An 11312-nucleotide genomic window follows, 5' to 3' on the forward strand; every position below is an offset into this window, starting at 1 on the left:
ACATACGCGGCGATACCGTCACTCCATGGCTGTCGAACCCCTCGTCCTGGACGACGACTTCGTGCCTCTCACGGGCGCCGGGCGCACCGCGCCCTCGCTCGCGCTGCTCGCCCGGCCCCGCTCGGCCGCCGAGGCCGCCGGGGCGGTCCTCGGCCGGGGGCCGCGCGGCGCCGTCGCCCGCGGCCTCGGCCGGTCCTGCGGCGACGCCGCCCAGAACGCGGGCGGCACCGTCCTGGACCTGACCGCGCTCGACCGGATCCGCGGCCTCGACGCGGCGGCGGGCCTGGTGGTCTGCGAGGCGGGGACCGAACTGGGCGCCCTCGCCCGGGTCCTGCTGCCGTACGGCCTCCACCCCCGGACGGGCGCGGGCGGCTGGACGGCCGGCGGGGCGGTCGCCTCGGGGTACGGCGACGGCGTCGAGGCGATCGAACTCCTCGGCGCCGACGGGGAGTCCAGGGCGCTGCGGCGCGGCGCCCCGCTCTTCGGGGCGACCGTCGGCGGGCTCGGCCTCACCGGGGTGGTCCTCTCGGTGACGCTGGCCCTGCGGCCGGTCGAGACGGCTTTCCTGCGGGAGCGGACCGCCCGTTTCCGCGACGCCGACGCGCTGCTGGCCCACTGGACGGGGCCCGGCGCGCCCCGGGAGCCGTACGCGCGGGCCCGGGTCGAGCTGACCGGCCGGGGCCGCGCCGTCCTCACGACCGCCGCCCCCGTCCCGTACGCGGGTCTCCCCCGGGGCCACCGGGCGCGCCGCGCTCCGCTGGCCCCGCCGTCCTTCCTGGACGGCGTGCGGGCCCCGGGCGGGCTGCGGCCGCTGCCGGGGCTGGCACGCGCGCGCGTGGCGGGGCCGTACGGCTCCGCGGCGGGCCCGTACGGCTTCGTGGCCGGGGCCTTCGTGCGGTACCGGTGCGCGGTCCCCGAGGGGCGGGAGGAGGTGCTGCGCGGGCTGCTCGCACTGCTCGCCCACCGGCGCTCGCCCGCCCGGGCCGCCCGGCACGCGCGCGTGGAGCGGGTGCACGCCGACGGGGCCGGTCCGCTGGCGTTCCCGGTGCGCGGCTGGTCCCTCGCCTTCGACGCGCCGGCGGGGGCGCCCGGGCTCGGGCGGTTCCTCGACGGGCTCGACGAGCGGGTGGCGGCGGCCGGCGGGCGGGTCTGCCTCGCCGAGGACGCCCGGCTGCGGCCCGCCCTGCTGCCCGTGATGTATCCGCGGCTCGACGCCTTCCGGGGGCTGCTGGCCGCGCTCGACCCCCGGTCCGTGTTCCGCTCGGACCTCTCCCGCCGGCTCGGCCTGCAGAAGTGATCAGAAGTGATCAGGAGTGATGTCGTGAAGGACGCCTTCGGTGCCCCCCAGTCCCTGCTGCTGCTCGGCGGCACGTCCGCCATCGGGCTCGCCACCGCCCGCCGGCTGATCGCCCGCCGCACCCGGACGGTGTGGCTGGCCGGCCGCCCCTCCCCCGAGCTGACCGCCGCGGCGGAGTCGCTGCGCGCGCTGGGGGCGGAGGTGCGCGTGGTCCCCTTCGACGCGCTGGACACGGACGCGCACGCGGAGCGGCTCGGACGGGTCTTCGCCGAGGGCGACGTCGATCTGGTGCTGCTGGCCTTCGGGGTCCTCGGCGACCAGGCGCGGGACGAGTCCGATCCGGCCGCGGCGGTGCGGGTCGCGCAGACCAACTACACGGGCGCCGTGTCGGCGGCGCTGGTGTGCGCGGGCGCGCTCCAGGCCCAGGGGCACGGTTCGCTGGTGGTGCTGTCGTCGGTGGCGGGCGAGCGGGGGCGCCGCGCCGACTTCATCTACGGCTCGTCGAAGGCGGGGCTCGACGTCTTCGCGCAGGGGCTGGGGGACGCGCTGCACGGGACGGGCGTGCACGTGATGGTGGTGCGGCCGGGCGCCGTGCGCTCCGCGCGGACGGCCGGACGGCCGGAGGCGCCGCTGTCGACCACCCCGGAGGCGGTGGCGGGCGCGATCGAGCTGGGGCTGCGACGCCGCTCGGAGACGGTGTGGGTGCCGGGCCCGCTGCGGCTGGTGGCCTCGGCGCTGCGGCACGTGCCCCGGCCGCTGCACCGGCGGCTGCCGGTGTGAGCACCGCCGGGGCGGGCCGTACGGGCGCCGCGCCCGTCGCTCAGGAGGAGCGGACCGGGCTGCCGCCCTGGGAGGGGACGGCCGGGACCGGACGGCCGCTGCCGAACTCGTAGTCGTACAGCTTCCGCCAGACGCCGTCCGCGCCCTGCTCGTAGAGGGCGAAGGAGGAGCAGGTCCAGGCGGCCTCGTAGCCGGCCAGTTCCTCGTAGGCCCGGTCCATCGCCTCCTCGGTGATGCCGTGGGCGACGGTGACGTGCGGGTGGTACGGGAACTGCAGCTCGCGGACGAGCGGGCCGGCCTCCTCCCGGAGGCGGGCCTGGAGCCGGTCACAGCCGGTGACGCCCTCGGCGAGGGTGACGAAGACCACCGGGGAGAGCGGGCGGAAGGTGCCGGTGCCGCTGAGCCGGATCCCGAAGGGGAGCCAGTCGGCGGCGACGCCGGCGAGGTGCGCCTCGATCTCCGGCAGCCGGCCCCGGTCGACCTCGGTGGGCGGGACGAGGGTGACGTGGGTGGGGATGGCGTGCGCGGCGGGGTCGCCGAAGCCCGCGCGCCGCTCCTGGAGCAGGCTGCCGTGAGGCTCCGGGACCGCGATCGAAACGCCGAGCGTTACGGTCCCCACGTCGTTCTCCTCCGTCGTTCTGATCGGTTCGTCGTGCGGTGGTGCAGCCGCCAGTGTGCGGCCTGCACCACCCTCATGGCCAGGGTCCTCGGACCCTGCTCCGCGTCAGTGCTTCGCGGGCAGGAAGCCGATCCTGTCGTAGGTCTGCGCCAGGGTCTCGGCGGCGACCGCCCGGGCCTTCTCCGCGCCCTTGGCCAGGACCGAGTCCAGCGTCTCCGGGTCGTCCAGGTATTCCTGGGTGCGGGTCCGGAAGGGGGTGACGAATTCCACCATGACCTCGGCGAGGTCGGTCTTGAGGGCGCCGTACATCTTGCCCTCGTAGCTCTTCTCCAGGTCCGCGATGCTCGTGTCCGTGAGGGTGGCCATGATCGCGAGGAGGTTGGAGACGCCGGGCTTGTTCTCCGGGTCGAAGCGGATCACCGTGTCGGTGTCGGTGACGGCGCTCTTGACCTTCTTGGCGGTGACCTTCGGGTCGTCCAGGAGGTTGACGAGGCCCTTCGGCGTGGACGCCGACTTGCTCATCTTGATCGTCGGGTCCTGGAGGTCGTAGATCTTCCCGGTCTCCTTGACGATGTACGGCGCCGGGACCGTGAAGGTGTCGCCGAAGCGGCCGTTGAAGCGCTCCGCGAGGTCGCGGGTGAGCTCGATGTGCTGGCGCTGGTCCTCGCCGACCGGGACGTGGGTGGCCTGGTAGAGGAGGATGTCCGCGACCTGGAGGATCGGGTAGGTGAAGAGGCCGACCGTGGCGCGGTCGGCGCCCTGCTTGGCGGACTTGTCCTTGAACTGCGTCATGCGGGACGCCTCGCCGAAGCCGGTGAGGCAGTTCATGACCCAGCCGAGCTGCGCGTGCTCGGGGACGTGGCTCTGGACGAAGAGGGTGCAGCGCTCCGGGTCGAGGCCGGCGGCGAGGAGCTGGGCGGCGGCGAAGCGGGTGTTGGCGCGCAGCGCGGCCGGGTCCTGGGGGACCGTGATGGCGTGCAGGTCGACGACCATGTAGAAGGCGTCGTGGGACTCCTGCAGCGCGACGTACTGCCGGATCGCACCGAGGTAGTTGCCGAGGTGGAACGAGCCCGCGGTGGGCTGGATTCCGGAGAGCGCGCGGGGACGAGCATCAGAGGCCATGCACATCATTCTCTCAGGTGCGGGAACCGATCCCCGACTTCCGGTGTACCAGGATCGTGAGGACACGGGAGGGGGGCTCGGCCGTCGTCGACGAGAGCGCCGTGATCGCCCGGGTACGCGCCGGAGAGCCGGAGGCGTACGCGGAGCTGGTCCGCGCGCACACGCCGGTGGCGCTGCGGGCGGCGGTGGCGTGCGGGGCGGGTGCGGAGGCCGAGGACGTGGTGCAGGCGGCCTTCTTCAAGGCGTACCGCTCGCTGGGGAGTTTCCGGGAGGGGGCGTCCTTCCGGCCCTGGCTGCTGAGCATCGTGGCCAATGAGACGAGGAACACACTGCGGACGGCGGGCCGGCAGCGGGCCGTGGCCGGACGGGAGGCGGAGCTGCTCGCGGGCGAGCCGCTGATACCGGAGTCGGCGGACCCGCTGGTGGCGGCGGTGGACGGCGAGCGGCGCCGGCGGCTGCTCGCCGCGCTGGACGGGCTGGCGGAGGAGCACCGGAGCGTGGTGGTGCACCGCTATCTGCTGGAGCTGGACGAGGCGGAGACGGCCGAGGCGCTGGGGTGGCCGCGGGGGACGGTGAAGTCGCGGCTGAGCCGGGCGCTGAAGAAGCTGGGGTCGGCGATGGGGACGGCGGAGGGAGGTGAGGGGCGTGCGTGAGGACGGGGTTTCCGGTGGGCTGCCGGAGGAGCTGAGGGAGCTCGGGCGGTCGCTGCGGGTGCCGGACGTGGACGGGGAGTCGATGGCCGAGCGGGTGCTGGCCCAGCTCCTCGCCGAGCACGTGCCGGTGCCGGAGCCGGAGCCGGAGCCGGAGCGGTGGGGGTGGGCGCGGCGGCGGTGGCGGGCGCTGCTCGCGGCGCTGTCCGGGGTGCTGGTGGTGGCGGTGCTGACGCCGCCGGTGCGGGCGGCGGTGGTGGAGTGGCTGGGCGTCGGCGGGGTCGCGGTGGAGTACGCGCCGGGGGCGCCGCCGGCGGCTCCCGCGGCGGTTCCGGGGTGCCCGGATCCGGTGCCGGTGGCGGAGGCGGCCCGGCTGGCGGGCTTCGCGCCGCTGCTGCCGGAGGGGGCGGCCGGGGCGGTCACGGCGGTGACGGGGCGGGCGCCGAGGGCGGTGGTCGGCGTGTGCTGGCGGACGGCGGAAGGGGCGGTGGTCCGGCTGGACGAGTTCCCGGGCGCGCTGGACCCCGGCTTCGTGAAGGAGGTGCGGGTGGCCCCGGAGCCGGTGGCGCTCGCGGACGGGACGGCGGCGTACTGGTTCGCCGCGCCGCACCGGCTGGTCTTCCCGCTCTCCTCGGTCGACGGCCGGTGGCGGCAGGAGGTGCGGGCGGCGGGGCCGACGCTGCTGTGGGTGCGGCCGTCGGCGGGCCTGACGCTCCGTCTGGAGGGCATACCGGACCGGACGGAGGCGCTGCGGATCGCGGCCTCCGTCCGGTAGCCCGGCCGGTCGCGGGCGGGGTCAGGCGGGCAGGCCCGGGGCCGGGTGGCCGGCCATCCGGCCGGCGACCTCGGCGCGGATCCGGGCGAGGGCGTCCTCGTCCCCGGTCGCGGCGGCGGTGACCGCGCGGTCGATCCAGTCGGCGACCCGGTCCATGTGGGCGGGGGTGAGGCCGCGGGAGGTGAGGGAGGGGGTGCCGATGCGGAGGCCGGAGGGGTCGAAGGGCTTCCGGGGGTCGAAGGGGACGGTGTTGTAGTTGGTGACGATGCCGGCGCGGTCGAGGGCCTTGGCGGCGGTCTTGCCGGGGACCTTCCTGGACGTGAGGTCCATCAGGATCAGGTGGTTGTCGGTGCCGCCGGAGACCAGGTCGAAGCCTCGGGCGAGGAGGGCGTCGGCGAGGGCCTTGGCGTTGGCGACGACGGCGTGGGCGTAGTCGCGGAAGGAGGGCAGGGACGCCTCGCGCAGGGCGACGGCGATGGCGGCGGTGGTCTGGTTGTGCGGGCCGCCCTGGAGGCCGGGGAAGACGGCCTTGTCGAGGGCCTTGGCGTGCTCCTCGGTGGACATCAGCATGGCGCCGCGCGGGCCGCGGAGGGTCTTGTGGGTGGTCGTGGAGATCACGTCCACGTGGCCGGCCGGGGAGGGGTGGGCGCCGCCGGCGACGAGGCCGGCGATGTGGGCGATGTCGGCGACGAGGACGGCGCCGGCCTCGCGGGCGATCTCGCCGAAGGCGGCGAAGTCGATGGTCCGGGGCAGGGCGGTGCCGCCACAGAAGATGATCTTGGGGCGTTCGGCGAGGGCGAGGTCGCGGACCTGGTCGTAGTCGACGCGGCCGGTGTCGTGGCGGACCCCGTACTGGACGCCGCGGAACCAGGAGCCGGTGGCGGAGACGCCCCAGCCGTGGGTGAGGTGGCCGCCCATCGGGAGCGCCATGCCCATGACGGTGTCGCCGGGCTTCGCGAAGGCGAGGTAGACGGCGAGGTTGGCCGGGGAGCCGGAGTAGGGCTGGACGTTGGCGTGGCCCACCCCGAAGAGGGCCTTGGCGCGCTCGACCGCGAGGGTCTCGACCTGGTCGATGACCTGCTGGCCCTCGTAGTAGCGGCGGCCGGGGTAGCCCTCGCTGTACTTGTTCTGGAGGACGGTGCCGGAGGCTTCGAGGACGGCGGCGGAGACGTAGTTCTCGCTGGGGATCAGGCGGAGGGTGTCCGCCTGGAGCCGCTCCTCGGCGCCGACGAGGGCGGCGAGCTCGGGGTCGGCGGCGGCGAGCGCGGGGTGGCCTGTGGTCTGCGGGCGCGTGGTCACGTGTTCCTCCGGGCGTGCGTCGGAACGTCCCGGGGCGGGTGCCGCACGGGACGCGGGCGGTCCCGTGATGCCCAGGCGAGCGGCACCTCGTGTGGTGGGGCGCGCGCGGCTCCCCCGGGGTCGGTTCCCCGTACGCCAGTCGCCGCGCGTGTTCACAGACTAGCGGGCGCGCCGTCGCCGAGGTTTCTTCGTCCGGGATGCGAGCGACGATAAGAAGGGGCCACAACACACCCCGGCCGCAGGACGATCGGAGATCCCGTGTCGAGAACGCAAGACGAGATCGCTGCCTCGGAGGCGCACAGCGCCCACAACTACCACCCCCTGCCCGTCGTCGTCGCCTCCGCGGAGGGGGCCTGGATGACCGATGTCGAGGGGCGCCGTTTCCTGGACATGCTCGCCGGCTACTCGGCGCTGAACTTCGGGCACGGCAACCGCCGGCTGATCGAGGCGGCGAAGGCCCAGCTGGAGCGGGTGACGCTGACCTCGCGGGCCTTCCACCACGACCGGTTCGCCGAGTTCTGCACCAGGCTGGCCGAGCTGTGCGGCAAGGAGACCGTGCTGCCGATGAACACCGGCGCGGAGGCGGTCGAGACGGCCGTGAAGACCGCCAGGAAGTGGGGGTACGAGGTGAAGGGCGTGCCGGACGGGCACGCGAAGATCGTGGTGGCGGGGAACAACTTCCACGGGCGGACGACGACGATCGTGTCGTTCTCCACGGACCACGAGGCCCGGGACCACTACGGGCCGTACACGCCGGGATTCGAGATCGTGCCGTACGGCGATCTGACGGCGCTGGAGGCGGCGGTCACCGAGAACACGGTGGCGGTGCTGCTCGAACCGATCCAGGGCGAGGCGGGCGTGCTGGTGCCGCCGGCCGGCTATCTGCGCGGGGTGCGGGAGCTGACGTCCCGGCGGAACGTGCTGTTCATGGCGGACGAGATCCAGTCGGGCCTGGGCCGGACGGGCCGGACCTTCGCGTGCGAGCACGAGGGCGTCGTCCCGGACGTGTACATCCTGGGCAAGGCGCTCGGCGGCGGCGTGGTGCCGGTGTCGGCGGTGGTCGCGGACGCGGACGTGCTCGGGGTCTTCCGGCCGGGCGAGCACGGTTCGACCTTCGGCGGGAACCCGCTGGCCTGCGCGGTGGCGCTGGAGGTGATCGCGATGCTGCGGACCGGGGAGTACCAGCAGCGGGCGACGGAGCTGGGCGAGCACCTGCACGCGGAGCTGGGGCTGCTGGTGGGCGGAGGCGCGGTGGAGGCGGTGCGGGGCCGGGGCCTGTGGGCGGGCGTGGACATCGCGCCGGAGCGCGGCACGGGCCGGCAGGTGTCGGAGCGGCTCATGGAGCGGGGCGTCCTGGTGAAGGACACCCACGGCTCGACGATCCGCGTCGCGCCGCCGCTGGTGATCTCGAAGGAGGACCTGGACTGGGGCCTGGAGCAGCTGCGGGCGGTGCTCTCGGACTGACGGGGCACGCTTCCGGGGCGGCGGCGGACCCGCGAACGCCGCCCCGCGGGGGTCCGGCCCGAGTCCGCGCCCGTGGTCTCCCGGGTGGAGACCACGGACCCGGTCGTCTTCATCACCCTCGACGACGGCTGGTTCCACGACCCCGCCGCCGCGCGGCTGCTGCTCGGCCGCCGGGTGCCGGCCTCGCTGTTCCTGCTCCCGGGGGCGTACTCGTACGGCCCCGGCCCCTTCCACCGGCTGCTCGGCCAGGGGCGGGCGCGGATCGAGAACCACGCGGTCGGCCACCCGGACCTCACCACGCTGGACGCGGCCGGGCAGAGGGCCGAGGTGTGCGGGGCGCGGGACGCGCGCCCCGCGGAGTTCGGCGACGGGCCGCGGCTGCTGCGCCCGCCGTACGGCGCGTTCGGCGCGACCACCCGGACCGCCGCCCGCGCCTGCGGGGCGAAGGCCGTGGTGACGTGGACGCACGACCTGACCGCCTGGGGCCAGTGGACGCCGCCGGCCCCGGAGCTGAAGGCCGGCGACATCATCCTGCCGCACTTCGACGAGACGCTGGAGCGGGCCCTGGAGCGGGCCCCGGCCCCGGCCGGTGCGGCCGGGCCGGAGCCGGCGCCGCTGCGGGAGTACGTGCCGGAGCAGGCCCTACAGGATGACGTGCGGGAGGAAGCGGGCGTACTCGTCGGTGATCGCGCCCGCCGACTCCCGGATGCCGAGCCCGGCGGCCTCGTCCTCGACGACCCACGCCCCGAGCAGGGTGCGGTTGCCGTCGAAGTCGGGGAGCGGGGCGAGGCCCTGGTAGCAGCAGGGCTCGTCGCGGACGGCCGGCTCGCTGCCGGGTTCGTGCAGGGTGACGCCGGCGCCCTCCCGGCCGAGCAGCGGCTTGGCCGCCCAGCCGGTGGTCGCCGCCAGCTCGCGCGGCCCGTCGAGGTAGGCGGGCAGCAGGTTGGGGTGGCCGGGGTAGAGCTCCCAGAGGATCGCGAGGAGCGCCTTGTTGGAGAGCAGCATCTTCCAGGCGGGCTCGATCCAGCAGGTGGTGCCGGAGCCGCCGCCGTTGTCCAGGGTGGACAGGACGTGCTTGCCGAAGCGGTCGGTGACCAGCCATTCCCACGGGTAGAGCTTGAAGCAGCTGCGGATGAAGCGCAGCTTCTCGTCGACGAAGCGGCGGGAGAGCCGGTCCCAGCCGATCCGCTCGACGGAGAGCGCCTCGGTGGCGAGTCCGGCCTGCTCGGCGGTCTCGCGGAGGTACGCGACCGTCATCAGGTCCTCGCCGAGCTCGTCGGTCTCGGAGTGGGCGAAGTGGACGGGACCGGGCGGCAGCAGCGGCGCCTGCCGCTTCCAGGCGTCGACGAGCCGCTCGTGGAGCGAGTTCCACTGGTCGGCGCCGGGGAAGCGTTCCTCCATCCAGAACCACTGCGGGCTCGCGGCCTCCACCAGGGAGGTCGGGGTGTCGGCGTTGTACTCCAGCATCTTCGCCGGGCCCGTGCCGTCGTAGACGAGGTCGAAGCGGGCGTAGAGGGAGGGGAGTTCGGCGCGCCGGCGCCAGGACTCGGCGACCCGCCCGGCGACCCCGGGGTCGGTGATCCCGAGATCGGCGAAACGATTCCGCTCGACGATGTGCGCGGCTGCCGCGAGGCACATGGCGTGCAGCTCCTCGACGACCTCCTCCAGCGCCTCGACCTCGGGCAGCGTGAAGGAGTAGTACGCGCTCTCGTCCCAGTACGGGCGGAGCGAGCCGTCCGGGTAGCGGGTCAGCGGATAGACGAGCCCCTGCTCCTCGACGATCTCCTGCCAGCCCGGGCGGGGTTCGATGGTGTGCCGTTCCATGGTGCCGGTCCGTCCGTCCGTGGGTCCCGCGTCTCAGCCGCCGCTCGACCCGGAGGACGAGCAGCCGAAGCCGCCGGTCTCGACGGCCTTCCTGTCGAAGCTGCCGCCGGTCACGCGCGCGTCGCGGACGGAGCCGCCGTAGTAGTAGGCGCCGCGGGCGGTCGTGCCGTCGTCATCGTCGTCGTCGCCGGAGCCGCCGGTGTCGCACCGGTAGCCGGGCAGCTCCTCCAGCGTCACCGGGTCCGCGCACCGGCGGTCGGGTTCGGCGCCGCAGGCGGTGATCGTCGCCGCGAGCACGCCCATACCGCCGAGCACCACCGTGCTCGACCTGAGCCTCCGCATGTCCCTCGCCCTCCCCTTCGCGTGGCCGCGCACCTTCGTGTGCGCGTGGCACGTCCGCGCGGCCGTTCGCATGACCGCGGGCCTCGCGACCGCACAGTGTAGGCCGCCGCTTTCCGGCTCCGGCACCTAGAGTCGCTATGTGCTCTTCGGTATGGTTTGCGCGCTCGGCTCGTCCCTGTGCTTCGGCGCCGCGACCGTCTTCCAGGCCGCCGGCGCCCGCGAGGCCGAGCCCGGGACCGGCAGCGGGGTCGACCTCGGGCTGCTCTGGCGGGCGCTGCGGCGGTGGCGGTACCTCGTCGGGCTCGGCCTCGACGGCCTCGGCTTCGCCCTGGAGGTCGTGGCCCTGCGGACGCTCCCCCTGTACGCGGTCGGCGCGGCGCTCGCCGCGAGCCTCGCCGTCACGGCGGCGCTGGCCTCCCGGATGCTCCCGGTGCGCCTCAGCCGGACCGAGTGGGGCGCGGTGGGAGCGGTCTGCCTGGGGCTCGCCATGCTGGCGCTCGCCGCGGGCCGGGAGGGCCACCGGGACGGGCCCGAGGCGCTGCCGTGGGCGCTGCTCGGCGCCGCGGCCGGGGTGCTGCTGCTCGGCGCGGCGGCCGGCCGGCTCCCGGACCGCTCGCGGGCGCTGGTCCTGGGCCTCGGCGCCGGGATCGGCTTCGGGGTGGTCGAGGTGGCGGTGCGGCTCCTGGACGGGGTGGGCCCGGCCGACCCGGCGCTGTGGGCGCTGCTGCTCGGCGGCGCGGCCGCGTTCCTGCTGCTGACCTCGGCCTTCCAGCGGGGCTCGGTGACGACGGCGACGGCGGGCATGGTCCTCGGCGAGACGCTGGGCCCCGCGGCGGCCGGCGTCCTCTGGCTGGGCGACCGGACCCGCGAGGGCCTCGGCTGGCTGGCGGTCACCGGCTTCGCCGTGGCCGTGGCCGCCTCCCTGACCCTGGCCCGCTTCGGCGAGGCCCCGGCCGCGACCCCGGCTCCGGCCGGGGGGCCAGCGGAGCGGACGGCCGCCCCGGACTGACGGACCTCACGCCGGACGGACCGCCGGACACGAGCCGGACGGCCGCGCGGGCCGGGCGCACAGCGGCCTGCCGAGGGTGCCGGTGGCTCCCGTCACCAGGATCGTCTTCGTCGCCGTGGTCGTCTCCGGGC

11 protein-coding genes, 1 pseudogene and 1 riboswitch are annotated in these 11312 nt (G+C 75.3%); of the genes and pseudogenes, 7 read left to right on the top strand and 5 right to left on the bottom strand.

Translation table 11 applies throughout. The features are described from left to right. Window positions 1-25: 25 nt before the first annotated feature. Window positions 26-1297, top strand: coding sequence for an FAD-binding protein (locus ACF1ED_RS06950; protein ID WP_391757334.1), 1272 nt, complete (start codon window positions 26-28; stop codon window positions 1295-1297). A 24-nt stretch (window positions 1298-1321) separates the two neighbouring features. Next, window positions 1322-2077 (top strand): decaprenylphospho-beta-D-erythro-pentofuranosid-2-ulose 2-reductase, encoded by a 756-nt coding sequence (locus ACF1ED_RS06955; RefSeq protein WP_391757335.1) that lies wholly within the window; start codon window positions 1322-1324, stop codon window positions 2075-2077. A gap of 40 nt (window positions 2078-2117) precedes the next feature. On the opposite strand, the gene ACF1ED_RS06960 is transcribed toward ACF1ED_RS06955, so the two are convergent. Together ACF1ED_RS06960 and trpS are read right to left on the bottom strand one after the other, a co-directional pair. Next, window positions 2118-2696, bottom strand: coding sequence for a 2'-5' RNA ligase family protein (locus ACF1ED_RS06960; protein WP_391757336.1), 579 nt, complete (start codon window positions 2694-2696; stop codon window positions 2118-2120). 105 nt (window positions 2697-2801) lie between these two features. Beyond that, window positions 2802-3818 (bottom strand): tryptophan--tRNA ligase, encoded by a 1017-nt coding sequence (gene trpS, locus ACF1ED_RS06965; RefSeq protein ID WP_391757337.1) that lies wholly within the window; start codon window positions 3816-3818, stop codon window positions 2802-2804. Between the two features lie 56 nt (window positions 3819-3874). Between trpS and ACF1ED_RS06970 the strand changes: the two genes are divergently transcribed. Together ACF1ED_RS06970 and ACF1ED_RS06975 are read left to right on the top strand one after the other, a co-directional pair. Beyond that, complete coding sequence (locus ACF1ED_RS06970; RefSeq protein ID WP_391757338.1) at window positions 3875-4471, top strand: RNA polymerase sigma factor; 597 nt, start codon at window positions 3875-3877, stop codon at window positions 4469-4471. Next, window positions 4464-5243: a hypothetical protein gene (locus ACF1ED_RS06975; RefSeq protein WP_391757339.1), complete on the top strand. Its 780-nt coding sequence runs from the start codon at window positions 4464-4466 to the stop codon at window positions 5241-5243. The genes ACF1ED_RS06970 and ACF1ED_RS06975 overlap by 8 nt, the downstream gene beginning before the upstream one ends. Window positions 5244-5264: 21 nt before the next feature. On the opposite strand, the gene glyA is transcribed toward ACF1ED_RS06975, so the two are convergent. Beyond that, on the bottom strand, window positions 5265-6542 hold the full coding sequence (glyA, locus tag ACF1ED_RS06980; RefSeq protein WP_391757340.1) for a serine hydroxymethyltransferase: 1278 nt from the start codon (window positions 6540-6542) through the stop codon (window positions 5265-5267). A gap of 62 nt (window positions 6543-6604) precedes the next feature. Next, window positions 6605-6695: riboswitch (ZMP/ZTP riboswitch) on the bottom strand. A 105-nt stretch (window positions 6696-6800) separates the two neighbouring features. On the opposite strand from glyA, the gene rocD reads away from it, so the two are divergent. Continuing rightward, window positions 6801-8006, top strand: coding sequence for an ornithine--oxo-acid transaminase (gene rocD, locus ACF1ED_RS06985; RefSeq protein ID WP_391757341.1), 1206 nt, complete (start codon window positions 6801-6803; stop codon window positions 8004-8006). Between the two features lie 84 nt (window positions 8007-8090). Continuing rightward, a pseudogene (locus ACF1ED_RS06990) lies at window positions 8091-8399 on the top strand (polysaccharide deacetylase family protein); the annotation flags it as partial. Between the two features lie 249 nt (window positions 8400-8648). Here the strand turns inward: ACF1ED_RS06990 and ACF1ED_RS06995 are convergent. Together ACF1ED_RS06995 and ACF1ED_RS07000 are read right to left on the bottom strand one after the other, a co-directional pair. Further along, window positions 8649-9830 carry a glutathionylspermidine synthase family protein gene (locus tag ACF1ED_RS06995; protein WP_391757342.1) on the bottom strand — a complete coding sequence of 394 codons (1182 nt, stop codon included), beginning with the start codon at window positions 9828-9830 and terminating at the stop codon, window positions 8649-8651. 33 nt (window positions 9831-9863) lie between these two features. Next, window positions 9864-10172 carry a hypothetical protein gene (locus ACF1ED_RS07000; RefSeq protein ID WP_391757343.1) on the bottom strand — a complete coding sequence of 103 codons (309 nt, stop codon included), beginning with the start codon at window positions 10170-10172 and terminating at the stop codon, window positions 9864-9866. Window positions 10173-10323: 151 nt separating this feature from the next. Here ACF1ED_RS07000 and ACF1ED_RS07005 point away from each other — a divergent pair, with 151 nt between their 5' ends. Continuing rightward, entirely contained in the window at window positions 10324-11181 is an 858-nt protein-coding gene (locus tag ACF1ED_RS07005; protein WP_391757344.1) for a hypothetical protein, read from the top strand. Window positions 11182-11312: the final 131 nt, after the last annotated feature.

It is taken from the genome of Streptomyces sp. NPDC014656 (genome assembly GCF_043084305.1).
Classification (GTDB): domain Bacteria; phylum Actinomycetota; class Actinomycetes; order Streptomycetales; family Streptomycetaceae; genus Streptomyces.